The sequence below is a fragment of the Stenotrophomonas sp. JAI102 genome (assembly GCF_013409105.1).
GTDB lineage: Bacteria > Pseudomonadota > Gammaproteobacteria > Xanthomonadales > Xanthomonadaceae > Stenotrophomonas > Stenotrophomonas maltophilia_AA.
The window spans coordinates 830,308-848,374 of sequence record NZ_JACCCI010000001.1 but is presented as its reverse complement, the minus strand read 5'-3'; the positions used below and the strand labels follow the sequence as shown (position 1 = coordinate 848,374).

The window sequence follows — 18,067 nt, the reverse complement described above, 5'->3', positions numbered from 1 at the left end:
TGTCCGTCGAACGATCAACGCTAAGCGGCGCTTTCTTCAGAGCGGCGTAGACCACGTCGAACAAACACGCCAACGCATGCGCCCGCCATGCCACTCAGGACGGACACTACGATGTTCGGCGCATTGATGCGGAAGATTGGCAGGAAGCCTGCCTGGGTTACCGCGTTGACGAAGTAAGTCGCCATTCCCCATAGGCACACGTACAGCACCCCGACGATGATCGCGAACCGGTACTGCCTTGCGATCAGCCCGCCAAACAGCGCGAACCACATGCCGGCAGCCGAGGACAGCACGTCGCTCGTATCGAATGCAAAATCGCTTCGAGCCACTACTGAGATGCCCAGGAAGTAGGCGGCCCCGAATACCAGTGCCAGCACCAGAACCAAAGCCCCAAGTTGTCGCCACATGGATTGAAACCCCCGTTCATCCCGTTCTTGCGCCACTCTACCTGACTACGTCTGCCCAGCGATAAACCCCGGCCACTACCCTAGAGCACTCCTCGCGTGCGGGAAGGTGGCCAGCTGAGCGTCTCAACGCTGGTGCCCGTAAGTCCCACGGATTCAACATCACGCCGCGCTTGCACGCAGGGTCACGCCCGGTGCACGGGTGACTTTGAGGGATGTCGCCCAGCGCCTTGGCGATGAAAGCCGCATCCCTGTCGCTTTCGATGATGCAAGCATCGACGTAGGCCCCTATCTCGTGGGGTGTACGCAGGTGCTCGGCCACATCGAACATCTCCAAGCGCGTTCCCTTGTTCATTGCCATGGCACCCTTACTCTGAACCATTCGGGGCCATTGTCTTTCAGTGGAAGAGCCCTACAGGTGACGTACTAGATGAAAGACCACCTTGCTTTCATCCGCCCTGGCCTTGCTGCTCGCCAGTGGCACCTCCGTCTCGCCGATGTAAGCACAGAACGAGCTGGCGCCCTACAGTTGCTGGTCCTCCACCGGTTCCGTCACCAGCGCCTGGCGCATCGTCTCCTGGGTAAGCACCTGCGGCAGCACTTCACCCTCCTGATGCGGCCGATAGAGCACATACAGCGGCACACCGGGGGCGCCCTGCTCCTTCAGCAACGCGCCGACCAGCGGATCGCTGTGGGTCCAGTCCGCTTTCATGTACAGCGTTTCGGTGCTCAGCAAGAGGGACTGGAAGCGGTCCGTGGCCAGCACCGTCTGCTCGTTGGCGATGCAGGTAATGCACCAGTCGGCGGTGACCGTCAGCAGGACCTGGCGCCCCTCGCTCCGGGCACGGGCCAGGTCACGCGCAGAATAGGACGTCGCGCCGATCATCTTCGAGGGACGGGTCGCATTGCCATCGGTATTGGGCAGACGGTGGATGGCGCCCACCGACGCTAGACTGGCGACGATCACCAACCCACCCAGCACCTTGCGCCAGGTCTGGCTGCGCCAGCGGCCCTGCTCGAACAACCACAGGCCCAGCGCCAGCACCACGCAGGCGGACAGGATGAGGGCGACCGCATTCATGCCCTTCTGGTTTCCCAGCAACCACACGAGCCAGACAGCGGTCAGCAGCATCGGGAACGCCAGCAGGACTTTCAGGGTCTCCATCCAGGCGCCGGGCCGGGGCAGCCAGCGTCCGAGCACCGGAAAGAAGCCGATCAGCAGGAAGGGCAATGCCAGGCCAAGGCCCAGCATCACGAAGACCAGCAACGCAGCGCCCCATGAGGCACTGAATGCATACGCCAATGCAGGCCCCATGAAAGGAGCTACGCAGGGACTCGCCACCACGCAGGCCAGCACACCGGCCCAGAAGTCACCGGTGTAGCCCTGTTTGCCCAGCAGCTTCTGGCCCGTACTGCCTACCGAGCCGCCCAGCGTGAACATGCCTGCCAGGCTCAGGCCAACCAGCACCATCATCCAGGCCAGCACAGCGACGAACGCGGGTTGCTGCAGTTGGAAACCCCACCCCAGCACACTACCGGTGGAGCGCAGGACCAGAATCAACGCGCCGATGGCAAGGAATGAGATCAGGACGCCTGCGGTGTAGGACAGTGCGTGCCGCCGCAGCTGCACCGGGTCGGCACCCGTGCCCAGCACCGACAGCACCTTCAACGACAGGACCGGTAGAACGCAGGGCATCAGGTTCAGCACAACCCCGCCCAGCAATGCCATGGCCAGTACCCACGCAAGCCCATCGGGCACCGTGGGCGCGGTGACAGCCAGCGAAGCCGCCTGGGCGGAAGCTGTGCAGGCCAGCGCGCCCACGCCGATCACTCCACGGGAAAAGCGTATTGCCAGATGCATCGCGATGTCCTGTCAGATAAGGAGCGGCACCTACGGGATCAGCGTGATCACCGCCTGTGCCGACCGTCCACCCTATGCAGGTCATGCCGGCAGGTCGATACAACAAATACGAAAACTGTGCGTGCATCGCATCAGCAGTGATCATCAGCGCATGTCTTACGCCAATTCGACCGTCAGTCGGGTCAATGACTGTCCCAGCAGATGCAGCCGGATCTGATCCAGGCTGGTGAAGTAGCACACGGTATCCGCCCCGGCCAGGCGATAGATGCCGCGTTGGCCCCCGAGCAGAACGAACTTGTCCTGGTCCACCAGGTACTGGGCGACCGGCGGCACACCCTGTGCCTTGAGTCCGTCGATATCGATGGGCTCAAGTGCGTCGAGATCATGCAGTGCTGTGGTCATGGGGAGGAGAACGTCAGGAGGGGAGTTCCATCGTAGGGTTCGCGGAGGCAGCAAGGTGTGGAACCATCGTGACGGCGGCGCGAGTACAGCGGGTCGGCGGCGGAGCGGATGACGTCCCGGCGTCTCGAATGTTCCTGGGACAGAATCAGCCCCGTGCCTCAGTTCCCGATAGCGGCCATAGCTTTCGTACTTGTTGCATACCGCTATTGCGCTGTCGCGTGTATTTCTAACACGCATGTATCCATCGATCCTCGACCGAAAGCGTGCACGTCGCGTGGCGTGGCAGGCGACCCTGCTTGCCCTCGGCGGCATCCTCCTATGGTTGGCCCTGAGGCCCACCACGGCGCAACGCGTGCCCTACCATCTGGCGATCGGGCCCCAACTGATCAGTCAGCACGGGCTCTCTGGGGATCCTGCCAACGGCGGCGCCAGCGCCTACCTGGAGGCCGTACAGGCCCTGTCGGGTCTCAGACTTGAGCTGGTGCGCGCGCCGTCGATCGAACGCGCGGCGCTGCTGCTCAAACACCAGCAGGTCGATGGACTGGCGTTCTCACTGCCCTCCACGGTATCCCTGCTGCCGTCCTCGGTAGCACTGTCGCCGTCCTTCTACAGCGGGAGCACCGTGATGGTCACGCGCCGGACTGCCGCGCCTGCAGCACTCTCGTCGATGGGCGGGATGCGGGTCGGGGTGATCGGCAATGGCGAATACCGGGCCTTTCTGGCCCAGAACTTTCCCGACGTCGACATCTACCAGATGGCCAACGTGGACGAGATGCTCGACGCGGTGGATCGGGGGGCGATCGATGCCGCGCTGGGCGTGGACGCGGTCCTGGCCCCGCTGGCCCGCAAACGTTTCGATACGCGACTGGCGGTGCAGGTTGCTCCCGACGCGCCCCCGGTGGAGATGCGCGTGGCGTCGCTGCCGCATCGTGCGGGCGAGATGGAGATGGCCCACCAGACGTTCCGTTCGCTGCCGCTGGATACCCGGCAGGACATCCTGGAGCGCTGGCTCAACGCCCTGTATCGGTCTCCGCCCACCGTCCGTGCGGTACTGACCCACTACCGCCTGCAGGTCACGGTGTTATGCGCTGTCCTGCTGGCCACCCTGCTTGCCGTGACCCACGCCCAGCGCAACGCGCGGGCGCTCGCCTCCCGGCAGGCCAGCGCCGCGCGCATCCTCACCAACGCACGTGTCGAAGGACTTTCGGGCCCAGCAATCCTGGTGCGGGAACGCGACGAGCCTGTGGTCGCCGATATCACAGTCCGCAACGGTTCCACCCTGGTCGCTGGAAACGGTGTACTGCTTGAGGCGACCGACACAGTCACCGTTGCGTTCAATGTGGAAAGCTCTACCTTGGCCGGCAACATCATCAACGGCGCGGCAGCGACCACCCACGTCAACCTCGGCAACAACGCCAGCATCACCGGTGTGTTCGACAACGTTACTTCCGCAACGCTGGCCGTTGGCGGACGCTGGCAGCTGGCCGGCGACTCGGATGTGGGCGCGCTGACCCTCAACAGCGGCGGCACCGTCGCGCTGGGTGATGGCACCGCGTTCAACACGCTCACCGTCAGCGGCGACTTCGTCGGCGCCGGTGGGGCATTGCTGTTCAACACCGTGCTCGGTGATGACGCTTCGGACAGCGACAAGCTGATCATCGGTGGCAGCACCAGCGGCCAGACCAACGTGGCCGTCAACAACGTCGGCGGCGCCGGCGCGCAGACCGTCAACGGCATCCAGCTGATCCAGGTGGGCGGCGCCTCCAATGGCGTGTTCACCCTTGCCGGCCGTGCGATTGGCGGGCAGTACGAGTATTTCCTGCACCAGGGCACCACTGCGGCGCCGACCGAGGGCAACTGGTACCTGCGCTCGGCGCTGCCGGTGGCGCCGGACCCGTGCCTGGCCGACCCGACGCTGCCGGGCTGCACGCCGGTCGTGGTGCCGCCGGATCCGGATCCGTGCGTGGTGAATCCCGCCCTGCCCCAGTGCCAGCCGCCGATTCCGGTGCTGCGCCCGGAGCCGGGCGCGTATCTCGCCAACCAGGCGGCTGCAACACAGATGTTCGGCATGCGTTTGAGCGATCGCACCGGCGGCACCACGCGTGGCCTGTCCGAGCGCGGCGCCTGGGCCCGTGTCAGCCGCAACCAGGCCGACTATGGCGTGATCGCCGATCAGCTCTCCGTCAACGGCGACACCTCTGTGCTGCAGGTCGGCACCGACCTGCTCAGCTGGGGCGCGGACAGCCGCGGCCAATTCGGCGTGATGCTGGGCGGCGGCCGTGCCAACAACACCGTGACCTCGCGCGAGACCGGTTATTCGGCCAAGGGCAAGGTCGAGGGTCAGGCCGTAGGCGTGTATGCGAGCTGGCTCCAGGACCCGGCACAGACCACCGGTGTGTACGTCGATGCCTGGGCGCAGTACGCGCAGTTCAAGAACACCGTGCAGGGCGATGCACTGGCCAAGGAGCGTTACGACAGCGATGCCAAGACCGCATCGGTCGAGGCGGGTTACAGCTTCAAGGTAGTGGACAGCGCCAGCACCTCGATGTTCCTTGAGCCGCAGCTGCAGCTGAGCTACACCGATTTCAGCGCGGACCGTCACGTGGAGACCAATGGCACGGTGATCGACGGCAACGATGCTGGCGGTCTTACGAGCCGCGTGGGTGTGCGTCTGTTCGGGCACGCCAACAGCAGCATCGGCAACCGCGTGCAGCCCTTTGTGGCGGTGAACTGGATTCACGGCGCCGACGACAACAGCCTGCGTTTCGATGGTGATCGCCTGGAAGGTGGCCTGCCGAAGGATCGTTACGAGGCCAAGGCCGGTGCTTCGCTGCAGCTTGGCCAGCGCTGGACGGCGTGGGGCGATATGGGTCTGCAGAAAGGCCAGGCCGGGTACCGCGATGTGGCTGGGCAGATCGGGTTGCGTGCGAGCTGGTAATACACACGCAGTATCAGAGCATCTACCAGTCAACTCCCTTTTCTGAAAGGAACTCATTATGTATATCGACCGCAATGGTTCTCACCGTCGGGCCGCGCACCGCCGCTTCTTCTTCAGTCGCTTGGGCGGGGCCATTGGTCTTGCGCTGTGCGCTGCTCCCGCTATGGCGGGAAACGTACCCGGGGGAACAACGGTCACTGTGAACGCTGGGGACGCGGCCGAGCTGTGGGTCGTCAATCCCAACGGCACGCTCAACGTGACGCCCGGCGGCCAGACATTGACGATTGAGGCAACGGAGGGAACGGTCAATCTGGTTGGCGCGGAAGTCAATGGCGCTTCTGGCGGCGTCTACTTCACCAATGCCGTTGGTGACATCCGCAACTCCTCCATCGTCTCCGCATCGTTTGCAGGCATCGTTACTGCGGCAGACGCCGGCAGTTCGCAGCCGACCTCCTCCGTCAGCGTTGCAGACAGTACCGTCACCAGCCCGGGCTACGGCATCGCTGTCGCGGGAGGCGGGGCGGTCAATCTCGTTCGTACCGAGGTCGCAGGACTGGACGATGGCTCAACCGGGGCGTCAGGCGGCGGCGTTGGCATTGCCGTGCTTGCTGGCACGGCCATCGTGGCCGGCCAGAGCGAGGTCAGGGGCGACCGCAATGGCGTAGTCATGACCTTGGTGACCGCAGGCGCTCCTTCGCAGACGGATAGCAGCCTGACCGTTGACAATGCGCTGGTAGAGGGCGGCTCGGGCAGCGCCATTGCCGTCCGCTTTGACGGCGAGACCACCAACAGCACGATATATGCACGCAACGGTGCCCGCTTAATTGGCGGCAATGGCAACATACTCGAAGTGGAAGGTGGCTCCACCGCGAACTTCAACGTCGAGAGCAGTGCGCTGACCGGCAATGTCATCAACGACGCCACCTCGACGACCCACGTCAACCTCAGCAACAACGCCAGCATCACCGGTGTGTTCGACAACGTCACCTCGGCCGCGCTGGCCGGTGGCGGCCGCTGGGAGCTTGCGGGTGATTCGGATGTGGGTGCGCTGACCCTCGGCGGCGGTGGCACCGTCGCGCTGGGCGATGGCACTGCCTTCAACACCCTCACCGTGAGCGGCGACTATGTCGGCGCCGGTGGGACGCTGCTGTTCAACGCCGTGCTCGGTGATGACGCCTCGGCCAGTGACAAGCTGATCATCGGTGGCAGCACCAGCGGCCAGACCAACGTGGCGGTGAACAATGTCGGCGGCGCCGGCGCGCAGACCGTCAACGGCATCCAGCTGATCCAGGTGGGCGGCGCCTCCGCTGGCGTGTTCACCCTTGCCGGCCGTGCGGTGGGTGGGCAGTACGAGTACTTCCTGCACCAGGGCACCACTGCGGCACCGACCGAGGGCAACTGGTATCTGCGGTCCGAGCTTCCGGTCGTGCCGGACCCGTGCCTGGCCGACCCGACCCTGCCGGGGTGCACGCCGGTCGTGGTGCCGCCGGATCCGGATCCGTGCGTGGTGAATCCCGCCCTGCCCCAGTGCCAGCCGCCGATTCCGGTGCTGCGCCCGGAGCCCGGTGCGTACTTGGCCAATCAGGCCGCTGCGACACAGATGTTCGGCATGCGTTTGAGCGATCGCACCGGCGGTACCGCGCGAGGCCTGTCCGATCGCGGCGCTTGGGCCCGCGTCAGCCGCAACCAGGCCGACTATGGCGTGATCGCCGATCAGCTCTCCGTCAACGGCGACACCTCGGTGCTGCAGGTGGGTACCGACCTCCTCAGCTGGGGCGCGGACAGCCGCGGTCAGTTCGGCGTGATGCTGGGCGGCGGGCGGGCCAACAACACGGTGACCTCGCGCGAGACAGGCTATTCGGCCAAGGGCAAGGTCGAAGGCCAGGCGGTGGGCATCTATGCCAGCTGGCTGCAGGATCCGGCGCAGACGACCGGTTTGTACGTTGATGCGTGGGCGCAGTACGCGCAGTTCAAGAACACCGTGCAGGGTGATGCACTCACCAAAGAACGCTACGACAGTGATGCGAAAACCGCATCGGTCGAGGCCGGTTACAGCTTCAAGCTGCTCGACAGCAGCAGCACGGCGATGTTCCTTGAGCCACAGCTGCAGCTCAGCTACACCGATTTCAGCGCGGACCATCACGTGGAGACCAACGGCACGGTGATCGACGGCAGTGATGCTGGTGGTCTGACCAGCCGCGTGGGTGTGCGCCTCTTCGGTCATGCCAACAGCGATATCGGCAACCGCGTACAGCCGTTCGTGGCCGTGAACTGGATTCATGGTGCCGACGACAACAGCCTGCGCTTCGACGGTGATCGTCTGGAAGGCGGCCTGCCGAAGGATCGATATGAAGCCAAGGCCGGCGCATCGCTGCAGCTGGGCCAGCGCTGGACGGCGTGGGGCGACATGGGTCTTCAGAAGGGCCAGGGCGGGTATCGCGATGTGGCTGGGCAGATCGGGTTGCGGGCCAGCTGGTAAAATCACGCACCCCGGCGACGACTTCCTGTCGTCGCCGGTCGGCACCTGGCGAGTGCATCACCCGCGCACAGGTGATGCGCAAGGTGCGGGGGTGGATCCGACGCATCGTCGGATGCTCTCCGGTCTGCCCTCGCGCTATCCGAACATGGTTCGGACCTACCCCCGCAGCGTGGCGCCCCCGTCCACGTAGAGATCGCTCATCGCGATATGACCGGCCTGGTCGGAGAGCAGGAACATCACCGAGTTGGCAACGTCTTCCGGGCTCGCCAGCTTCTGCAGCGGTATGCCGGCCTTGTACGTCTCCGGACTGCCCTGGATCACCCGCTCGGCGCCCTGTTCGTCCGCCCACATGCCGGTCTGCATCGGGGTCAGGGTCGAGCCCGGGGCGACGATGTTGCAGCGGATGCCCAGCGGCGCCAGCTCCAGGCCGAGGCAGCGGGTGAACATGGTGGAAGCGGCCTTCGAGGCGGCGTAGGCGGCCATGCCGTGGCGCGGGACGCCTGCGGCGTTGGAGCTGACCGTGACGATCGCGCCCCTGCGCCGCGGCGACATCACCCGCGCCAGCGCACGGGAGACATGGAAGACGCCGTCCGCGTTGACCGCGAATACCCGGCGCCATTCCGTGTCGTCGGTGTCGACGACGGTGCCGGTCTGCAGCACGCCAGCGACGTTGATGCCGAACCCGATCGGCCCGATCCCGGCCTCCACCTCGGCCACCAGTGCATCCACCGCGGCCGGGTCGGTCACGTCCAGTGCTCTGGCGTGCACGCTCGACTGCCCTGCCCCGGCCACAGGTACGGGCGCCACCACGTCGGTCGCGATCACGATGCATCCGCTGTCGCGCAACTGCTCGACCAGTGCCGCCCCGATGCCGCCGCCCGCGCCGGTGACCAGTGCGATGGTGCTGTCGAATCCGGTGAGTTTCATGCCGATGTCCTGTGTAGGTCGTGCCGCCGAAGATGCGCATCCAGCCAGGGTGCAATCTGCGCCACGGCATCGCGGCCGGTGAGTTCAGCGTGCAGGTAGGGAAGCTCGATCGCCTCTACGTGGTCCGCATGGGTCTGCCACAACGCGGACTGCAGCTGCGGGCGGGCAACATGGTCGCGGCCGGCACGCACGTGCAGCAGCAGGCCGTCGTAGTGCGTGTGGTGGTGGGCGCGGATCAGGCGGTTGGTCCCGGTGACGGCCCGGACCACGCCATCGAGGACGATATCCGGCAGGTTGCCCAGTGCGCTGTCGCCGCGGCGCAGGAAGGCCAGGATGCGTGCGCGGCTGTCCAGCTCGGGATGTGCATCGGGGTCATGCCCGGCGATGGCGAGCAGGGCGCGCAGCGCGGCGATCGGGTCCGGCTCGGGTTCGGCCCGCCAGCACTCGCTGGGATAGGCATCGAGCAGCGCCAGCACGCCGACCTCGTGGCCGCGCCCACGCAGGTGCACCGCCATGGCCTGGGCGAGAATGCCGCCGACCGACCAGCCGAGCAGATGCACCGGCCCGGGCCGGCCCAATGCCAGGATGCGCTCCGCGTAATCGGCCGCCAGCGCTTCGATGCTGTCCGGCAGCGGCCGGCTCGGATCGAGCACCGGCGACTGCAGGCCCTGCACCTCGCGCGCGGGTGAGAGTGCGCGTGCCAGGTCGCGGTAGTTCCAGGCGATGCCGCCGGCAGGATGGATCACATACAGCGGGGCGAGCGCCGCATCTCCACGGGCCAGCCGGATCATCGGGGCCAGCCCATGATCGGTGGCGGTGGGCGGCGCATCGATACGGGCTGCCAGCGCGGCGACCGTGGGTGCCGCGAATACCGCGCCCAGGCCGAGGTCGCAGCGCCACCGCTGCTGGATCGCCAGCAGCAGATGCACGGCGCTGAGGGAGTCGCCGCCCAGGGCGAAGAAGTCGGCATCGGCGCTGACCGGTGTGCTCAGTCCCAACGTCTCGGCGAACAGCGCGGCCAGCGCCTGCTCGGTCGCGGTGCTCGGCGCAACGCCCGAGGCAGACGCCTGCGCTGGTGCGGGCAACGCAGCGCGATCCAATTTGCCGTTGGTCGTGACCGGCCAGTGGTCCAGTTCCACGAAGGCCCCTGGCACCATGTAGTCCGGCAGCCGGCTGGCCAGATGAGCGCGCAGCGTCTCCAGCGACGGGCCACCCGCGTTGAGGTAGGCCACCAGCCTCGGCTCGCCGGGACGGTCTTCGCGCAGCAACACTTCCGTACGGGTGACGCCCGGTGCCGAACGCAGTGCGGCGTCGATTTCGCCGAGTTCGATGCGCAGGCCGCGCAGCTTGATCTGGTGATCGCTGCGGCCGAGATACTCCACTGCCCCGTCTTCGCGCCAGCGCGCCACGTCGCCGGTGCGATACAGGCGTCCCCCGGCAACGAACGGATCGGGCAGGAAGCGCTCGGCGGTCAGATCGTCGCGCCCCAGATAGCCGCGTGCCAGCTGCACCCCGCCGAGATACAGATCGCCGGCGACGCCGGGCGGCAGCGGTTGCATGCAGTCGTCGAGCACGTACAGGCGGGTGTTCCAGACCGGATGGCCGATCGGCACCGGCGCGGAAGTGTCGTCTTGGCTGGCTGGCCAGAAGCTCACATCCACGGCCGCCTCGGTGGGGCCATACAGATTGTGCAGCTCGGCCTGGACCGTGGCATGGAAGCGGTCACGCAGCGCGGCGTCCAGTGCCTCGCCGCTGGTGAACACGCGGCGCAGCTGCAGCCCGCTCGCGGCCGGGGCCGCCAGGAACGCGGCCAGCATCGACGGCACGAAATGCAGGGTGGTGATCGCGTGCTGGCGGATCAGTGCGGCCAACGCCAGCGGATCGCGGTGCGCTTCGGGCGGGGCGACGACGAGGGTGGCGCCACTGATCAGCGGCAGGAAGAACTCCCACACCGAGACATCGAAAGTGGCCGGGGTTTTCTGCAGGATGCGGTCGTCGGGCTGGATCGCGTAATGCTCGCGCATCCACTCCAGCCGGTTGACGATGGCGCGGTGCTCGATCAGCACGCCCTTCGGCTCGCCGGTCGAGCCGGAGGTGTAGATGACATAGGCCGCATCGTTCGGCTGCGGCACGGTGGTCAGTGCGGCGTCACTGTGACGCTGCCACTGGGTAGGGTCCAGCACGGGTGTGCCCGGGAACCGCGCGCGATCCTGCGCCAGCGCCAGCACGCAGACCGGCTGCGCCGAGCGCAGGATCCGGGCCAGGCGCTCGTCCGGATGGGCCAGGTCCACCGGCAGGTAGGCGCCGCCGGCACGCAGCACCGCGACCAGGGCGATGATCAGCTCCAGCGAGCGCGGCAGCGCCACCACCACCCTCGCCTCACGGCCCACGCCCTGCGCCTGCAGCTGCACGGCCAGCGCACGGCTGCGCTGCTCCAGCTCGGCGAAGCTCAGGCGATCCGCGCCGAACACCACCGCGGTGGCCGCCGGCGTCGCTGCCATCCGTGCGCTGATCAGCGCGGCCAGGCTGAGCTCGGGCAGCGGATGCGCCGTGGGATTGATGTCATGCAGATAGCGCTGCGCTTCGGCGGGCGTGCACAGCGGCACCGAGCTGATCGTGCCGCCGGTGGCCTGTACGTCCAGCGCGGCCGACACGAAATGCAGCAGGCGCGCGGCATGCGCCTGCACCTCTGTGGGGGTGTACAGCGTGGGATTGGCCTCGATCTCCAGATCGAGCACGGCCGTGCCATCCCCGCGGAAGCCCAGCGTGACGTCATCGACTGGCCCGGTGGAAAGCACGTCGAGCGTCGCAGTGACGCCAGCCAGCTGCAGCGGCCGATAAAACGGCTGCACATTGACCAGCGGACCCTGCAGGCGACGCTGGCCGCCGATCAGGCCGAGGTCGCGCCGCAGCTGCTCACCCCGGTAGCGACCATGGCGCCGGCCACGCATCAGGCGCATGGCGATATCGCGCACATACGCATCCACGCTGTCGTGCGTGGCCGCGACCCGCAGCGGCAGGACGTTCATCACCATCGCGGGGACGCGGGCGGAGACGCTGCCGAGGCGGCCCATGAAGGGCACGCCGATCACCGCTTCTGCTTCACCATTGATCCGGCGGCAGTACTCCGCGCCAAGCGCGGTCAACAGGTCCGGCCAGGGCTGGCCGATCGCGGCTGCTGCCGTGTGCAGGCGCTCGCGCAGGGCGGTGTCGATCGGCTGCACGTTTCGCAGCGCATCCGCTGCGGCCGGCGCCACGCCCGCCTGCAGCCCGGTGGCGGCCGGCGCGTCGGCCATGGCCTCGCGCCAGTAAGCGGCATCGCGGGTGCGGCGCTCGCTGTCACGGTACTGGGCGTCTTCATCCAGCACGGGCAGCAACGGTGCCAGCGCAGCCTGCTGCGGATGCCCTGCATACAGCGCGCAGACGCGCTCGGTCAGCAGGCCCATGCCGTAGCCATCAGTGGCCAGGTGGTGCACGCGCAGGTACCAGACGCTGCGCGCCGGGCCGAGCAGGAACAGACGCTGTTGGCTGAGCCGATCGCGGGCGGGATCGACCGGGCTGAGCCGGTCGCGCTGCATGGCCTCGCGCGCGGCGGCGGCGGGGTCCGGCTGATCGGACAGATCCAGCACCTGCAACGTCGGCGTGTGCTGCGGGTCCATCCACTGGCCGGGCACGCCCTGCGCGTCCTCGACGATGCGCAGGGCCAGCGCCTCCGCTTCCTGCGCGGCCTGATCGGCGGCACGCACGAAAGCCGCGACATCCAGCGCCCCCTCGATCCACACGGCGTGGGCGGTGTTGAACGCGGGGTTGTCCGGCGCCAGCCGCTGCGCATACCACAGGCCTGCCTGGGCCTCGCTCAGCCCGCGGACGATGGGCCCGGCCGCGCCCGGCACCGCACGGGCATTCATGCGCTGGCCGCCGCCTCGGCCTGCAGCCGCTGCACCACGGTCCACCAGCCGCCCAGCGTGGCGTGTTCGGCCAGATGACTGAATTCCAGCGGGATGCCGGTATTGCCCCAGGCCAGCACCAGACCGAGCACGCGCATCGAATCCAGCCCCAGGTCCATCAGGTTCTCGTCGTCCTGGATGTCCTCGGGGGCTTCGCCGAGCATCCCAGCGACATCGGCGCGCATGCGCTCCAGGGTCAGTGCGGTCATGCCAGCGTCTCCAGCAGGTGATCAGTGGTCATCGGCACGCCACAGGTGCGGGCGATCCAGTGCAGGGCCAGGTCATGGTCGGCGCGCGAGAAATCGGCGACCGCGTCGGCGGCGATGAAGCTCTCGATGTCGCGCTGGAAGCCTTCGGCGACCGTGGCGGTGCAGCCGATATGCGCGTACACGCCGGTGACCAGCAGCTGGTCGCGGCCACGGGCGCGCATCATCGTCTCCAGATTGCTGCGCTGGAATGCGCTGTAGCGGTGTTTGACCAGGACATGGTCGCCCGCCACCGGGGCCACGGCCTCAATGATGGCTTCGTGTTCTTCGGTGGCGGACATGCCCGGGCCCCACAGATCGGCCTGCAGGCCACGGTCACGCCGGTCCTGGTTGCCGCGCTGGGCGGTGTAGAACACCGGGATGCCCCGCGCACGGCAGTGCGTGAGCAGGCGCACGATGTTGGCGACGGCCGGGGCCAGCGGTGCCGCATCCGGCGCGAAGGCGGCCAGGAAGTAGCGCTGCATGTCATGCACCAGCAGCGCCACGCGCGCGGTGTCCGGTTGCCAGGCGCCGCGTGGGGTCGGCAGCTCGGCCTGGGTGGGCAGCGGATACGGTTGGATCTTGGGCAGCGCCATCAGCGCATTTCTCCTGTCTGTTGCATGAAACGTTCGCGCAGCCGGGCACGCAGTTCGCGACGGCTGATCTTGCCGACCGCGGTGGTGCCGAAGGCATCGACGAACACGATCTGGTCCGGCACTTTGAACGCGGCCAGGCCGCGGCTGCGGACCCAGGCTTTGAGGCTGGCGGCCTTGGTCGGCTCGCCCTGGGCAATGATGAAGGCGCAGCTGCGCTCACCCAGATAGTCATCGGGGATCGAGACCACGGCGGCATCGAACACACTCGGGTGCGCCAGCAGGTGGTCCTCGATTTCTTCCGCGGAGATCTTCTCGCCGGCGCGGTTGATGTGGTCGCTGGCCCTGCCCTGCACCACCAGATAGCCACCCGGCAGCCGCTGGACCATGTCGCCGGTGCGGTAGAAGCCATCTTCGGTGAAGGCACGCGCATTGGCGGCCGGATCGTTGTGGTAACCACGGATGGTATAGGGGCCGCGGGTGAGCAGATGGCCGGTTTCACCCTCTGCGACCGGGTTGCCGTGGTCATCGACCACCAGCACCTCGTCGTCTTCGCTGATCGGGCGCCCCTGGGTGGAGACGATGAGCTCGTCGCTGTCGTGCAGGCGCGTGTAGTTGACCAGACCCTCGGCCATGCCGAACACCTGCTGCAGGGTGCAGCCCAGCCCGGCGATGACACGGCGCGCAGCTTCCGGCACCAGCTTGGCGCCGCCGACCTGCACCACCTGCAGGCTGGAGAGATCGTGGGCTGTGGTCGCGGCGGCCTGGGCCCACAGCAGCGCCAGCGGCGGCACCACGCCGACACAGGTGACCCGCTCGCGCGCGATCAGGGGAAACGCGGCGTCCGGGCCCGCACCGGGGCTGAGCACCACGCGCCCCCCGGCGTACAGCGTGCCGAAGAACCCGGGCGAGCTCATCGGGAAGTTGTGCGCAGCCGGCAGCGCGACCAGATAGACGCTGTCCCGCGTGATGCCGCAGATCGCGTTGCTGGCGCGGAACGAATACAGATAGTCATCGTGCGTGCGCGGGATCAGCTTGGACAGGCCGGTGCTGCCGCCGGAAATCTGCAGGAACGCGACCGACTGCGGGTCCGGATCGGCCGGCAGCTGTTCCAGGTCACCGGCCAGCGAGTCTAGGGCGGTGAACCCGGCCGCATCACCGGCGATGATGACGTGCTGCACGTCCGGCAGCTGCGCCTGCAGCTCGCGCGCCAGGGTGCGGTAATCGAAGCCGTCATGGTTCGCGGCCGCAATGTACGCACTGGCTTCGGCCTTGCGCGCGAAATGCGTGACTTCGGTGATGCGGTGCGCAGGCAGCGCATACACGGGAATCAGGCCGGCACGGAACAGGCCGCAGACCACGGTGACGAACTCGGGCACGTTGCCGAGCTGGACCACCACCCGGTCACCCGGTGCCAGTCCCTGGGCCAGCAGACCGGCACCGATGCGGCCGGCCTCCTGCCACAGCTGCGCATAGGTCAGGCGCGTGTCACCACCGACGACGGCGATGTCACCGGCGAAGCGCTCGGCGCGCTCGCGCAGGAAACCCGGGAAGGTCTCGCCACGCCAGTGCCCGGCAGCGCGGTAGCGCGCGACCAGCGCCGGTGGCCAGACCTGGCGCAGCGGCACCCGGGAGGAAGAGAAGGATGCGTTCATGGACAACTCCCGCATATCAGAAAGAACGAACGTCATGGACGCCGAGCGCGGTCAGCAGGGCCATGAACTTGGCGGCTGTTTCGGCCACCTCGAGATCGGGGTGTGAGTCCGCGACGATGCCGGCCCCGGCATACAGACGCACTTCCGTGCCCTGCACCCGTGCGCAGCGGATCGCCACGTACCAGTCGCCATCGCCCTGGGCGTCGGTCCAACCGACGGCGCCGGCATAGAAACCCCGCGCCACCGGTTCGGCCTGGCGGATCAGTTCCAGCGCCTGCTGGCGCGGCGTACCGCACACCGCCGGGGTGGGATGCAGCAAGGCGACCAGGGCGGCCGAGGACACCGAGGCGTCCCTCAACGTGCCATGGATGCGGGTACCGAGGTGCCACATGGTCGCGGTGGCATGCAGCGTCGGGCGCGGCTGCGCTTCGACGTGGTGGCACAGCGGCGCGAGCGCGGCGACGATGGCCTCGACCACGTGGCGGTGCTCGTCATGATCCTTGGCCGAGGCCAGCAGCGTTTCGGCGGCGCGCGCATCCTCGGCGGGATCGGCCGAACGACGGGCCGAACCTGCCAGAGGGTGCGACAGCACGCGGTCACCGCGCTTGGAGACCAGCAGCTCCGGGGTGGCGCCGACCAGCCAGGCCGGGTCGGCCGCGCCCGCGGCAGGCACCGGCACCACGTAGGTGGCCACGCTGGGATCCTTGCCCAGGCGCGCGGCCAGCACGCGCGGATGCAGCGGCTGCGCGGTGGTGACGCGCAGGCTGCGGGCGAGCACGACTTTCTTCAGCGGACTGTCGCTGTGCTGCAGTTCGGTGACGGCCGTTGCCACTGCCTGCGCATACGCATCCGCAGACGGTTCAGCGACCACATCACCGACCAGCGTTGGCGTTTCCACACGGACCACCGTGGGCTGGCCGGACACCTGGTCCGGCTGATACAGCGCATCGCCCTGCTCGGGATCGAACGGCACCGCACCCACCAGCAAGCGCGGGCCGGAGCGCGGCGCGGCGAAGAACGCAGCGACGCGCCCGGCCAGCGTGGCGGCCGCGCCGGACGGCAGCCGCGCACGCACACCCTGCGCTTCCATCGCCTGCTGCGGGCTGCGCAGCAGGAAGTACGGCGCATCGGCGGCGTCGATGGCGGTGGCGTCGGTCATCTCCTCGGCCACGCCGGTGGCAAGCATCTCGTTCATGCCGCACCCCGCTCACGGTGCACCGCTGCGGAGATGGCCAGGATCAGCAGCACCACGCCGACCAGCAGGTACGGCGCGCTCGGCGACCAGCGGTACAGCAGCGTGCCGATCATTGGCCCGACCACCATGCCCATGCCCTGCACCGACGCCACCGTGCCAGCGGCCGCGCCCTGCTCGTGCGCCTCCACTGAATCGGCAGCCAGCGCCTGGAAATTGGGGAACACGAAGCCCATGCCGAACGCCGCGATCGCATAGCTGGCCAGCAGCTGCCACGGCACGCTGACCAGCGCGACCGACGCGAAGCCCAACCCGGAGATCAGTGCGCCGACCAGGATCCAGCGCGTCGGGCGGATGTCCTTGAGCTTCATCACCAGGCCCTGCGCGAAGATCAGGCCTACGCCGACCGCGGTCAGGGCCAGCCCGGCCATGCGCGCACCGTCTGCCGGCGACAGGCGCAGGCGGTCGATCGCGAAGAAGCCGACCGTCACCTGCGCGATGGTCACCGAGATCATCGCGGCGAACACCGCCAGCAACGGCAGGCGCAGACGTGCATCGCCCAGCCCGAGCGTGGGCTTGGGGCCTGTGTGCGTCGGCGCGACCGGGGGTGTATTCGGCAGCCGCCACCAGATCATCAGCAGCGACAGCAACGGCAACAACGCGGCCACATACAGCGTGAGCGAGAGACTCTGGTAGGCGATCCAACCCGCGGCGGCCGGACCGAGCACCATGCCCAGCGCATTGGCGGTGCCGAGTTTGGCCATCACGCTGCCGCGCTGCCCCGGGGCGGCCTGGTCGGCGACGATGGCGGCGGCGGTCGGCGGCACGGCGGCGTAGAACAACCCGACCAGGGCGCGCGTGCCGACCAGGACCAGCACGGACATCCAGATCGCCGGCGGTGAGGTCAGCGCCACATCGACGAACACCGCCAGCGCCACGTAGATCACGGCATAGGCCGCCAGTGCGATCAGCAGCACGCGCTTGCGGCCGATGCGATCGCTGAGCGCGCCCCAGCGGCGTGCCGAGAGCATCCACAACACCCCCGCCGCGGTGACCGACAGGCCGGCGTGCCACTCGGCCAGACCCAGCACCCGCACCACCGGGCCGATCACGGACACGAACGCCATCATCGCCATGGTGCCGAGCAGGGCGGCGGATACGAGGGCGGGCAAACCGGAAACGACGGGACGTGAAGACATTGAACACCACAGCCAATAAGAAGTTGAACCACAACGCATCACCGCCCTGTGATCGATTAAATGATAACGGCTCGCATTTGCGTTTGATAGGGCGGGCCTTATGAGATATTCATGTCCACCTTGGTGCCCTGCGACAAAAAAGCACTACATCTTCGGTTGACGATCCACTCGCACCCCACTATGTTGTGTCCATCGGCTCCCCGCTTCCGCCAGGCCCGGTGCACC

Annotated in this window: 12 protein-coding genes; 2 read left to right on the top strand and 10 right to left on the bottom strand. The window is 67.6% G+C overall.

The genetic code is table 11. The annotated features are described in order from the left end of the window. Positions 1–20: 20 nt before the first annotated feature. The 3 genes from HDC96_RS03930 to HDC96_RS03920 all read right to left on the bottom strand — a co-directional run bounded on the left by HDC96_RS03930 (position 21) and on the right by HDC96_RS03920 (position 2,667). On the bottom strand, positions 21–407 hold the full coding sequence (locus HDC96_RS03930; RefSeq protein WP_179458830.1) for a hypothetical protein: 387 nt from the start codon (positions 405–407) through the stop codon (positions 21–23). Positions 408–927: 520 nt separating this feature from the next. Continuing rightward, on the bottom strand, positions 928–2,265 hold the full coding sequence (locus tag HDC96_RS03925; protein WP_179458829.1) for a thioredoxin family protein: 1,338 nt from the start codon (positions 2,263–2,265) through the stop codon (positions 928–930). Between the two features lie 156 nt (positions 2,266–2,421). Beyond that, entirely contained in the window at positions 2,422–2,667 is a 246-nt protein-coding gene (locus HDC96_RS03920) for a hypothetical protein (RefSeq protein ID WP_179458828.1), read from the bottom strand. A gap of 352 nt (positions 2,668–3,019) precedes the next feature. Between HDC96_RS03920 and HDC96_RS03915 the strand changes: the two genes are divergently transcribed. Both HDC96_RS03915 and HDC96_RS03910 read left to right on the top strand, forming a co-directional pair. Beyond that, positions 3,020–5,605 (top strand): autotransporter outer membrane beta-barrel domain-containing protein, encoded by a 2,586-nt coding sequence (locus HDC96_RS03915; protein ID WP_179458827.1) that lies wholly within the window; start codon positions 3,020–3,022, stop codon positions 5,603–5,605. 199 nt (positions 5,606–5,804) lie between these two features. Further along, positions 5,805–8,084 carry an autotransporter outer membrane beta-barrel domain-containing protein gene (locus tag HDC96_RS03910; protein ID WP_179458826.1) on the top strand — a complete coding sequence of 760 codons (2,280 nt, stop codon included), beginning with the start codon at positions 5,805–5,807 and terminating at the stop codon, positions 8,082–8,084. 156 nt (positions 8,085–8,240) lie between these two features. Here HDC96_RS03910 and HDC96_RS03905 read toward each other — a convergent pair whose 3' ends face one another. The 7 genes from HDC96_RS03905 to HDC96_RS03875 are packed head-to-tail and all read right to left on the bottom strand — an operon-like array spanning position 8,241 to position 17,842. After that, complete coding sequence (locus tag HDC96_RS03905; protein ID WP_179458825.1) at positions 8,241–9,011, bottom strand: 2,3-dihydro-2,3-dihydroxybenzoate dehydrogenase; 771 nt, start codon at positions 9,009–9,011, stop codon at positions 8,241–8,243. After that, positions 9,008–12,919, bottom strand: coding sequence for a non-ribosomal peptide synthetase (locus HDC96_RS03900; RefSeq protein WP_179458824.1), 3,912 nt, complete (start codon positions 12,917–12,919; stop codon positions 9,008–9,010). The genes HDC96_RS03905 and HDC96_RS03900 overlap by 4 nt, the downstream gene beginning before the upstream one ends. Next, a complete protein-coding gene (locus HDC96_RS03895; protein WP_176988803.1) occupies positions 12,916–13,167 on the bottom strand; it encodes a phosphopantetheine-binding protein in 252 nt (83 codons plus the stop codon). Before HDC96_RS03895 ends, HDC96_RS03900 begins: the two co-directional genes overlap by 4 nt. Then, entirely contained in the window at positions 13,164–13,799 is a 636-nt protein-coding gene (locus tag HDC96_RS03890; RefSeq protein WP_179458823.1) for an isochorismatase family protein, read from the bottom strand. The genes HDC96_RS03895 and HDC96_RS03890 overlap by 4 nt, the downstream gene beginning before the upstream one ends. Then, positions 13,799–15,451 carry an AMP-binding protein gene (locus HDC96_RS03885; RefSeq protein WP_179458822.1) on the bottom strand — a complete coding sequence of 551 codons (1,653 nt, stop codon included), beginning with the start codon at positions 15,449–15,451 and terminating at the stop codon, positions 13,799–13,801. The genes HDC96_RS03890 and HDC96_RS03885 overlap by 1 nt, the downstream gene beginning before the upstream one ends. Positions 15,452–15,467: 16 nt before the next feature. Beyond that, positions 15,468–16,646, bottom strand: a complete 1,179-nt coding sequence (locus tag HDC96_RS03880) for an isochorismate synthase (RefSeq protein ID WP_179458821.1) — start codon at positions 16,644–16,646, stop codon at positions 15,468–15,470. Further along, entirely contained in the window at positions 16,643–17,842 is a 1,200-nt protein-coding gene (locus tag HDC96_RS03875; protein ID WP_179458820.1) for an MFS transporter, read from the bottom strand. Before HDC96_RS03875 ends, HDC96_RS03880 begins: the two co-directional genes overlap by 4 nt. Positions 17,843–18,067 lie beyond the last annotated feature (225 nt).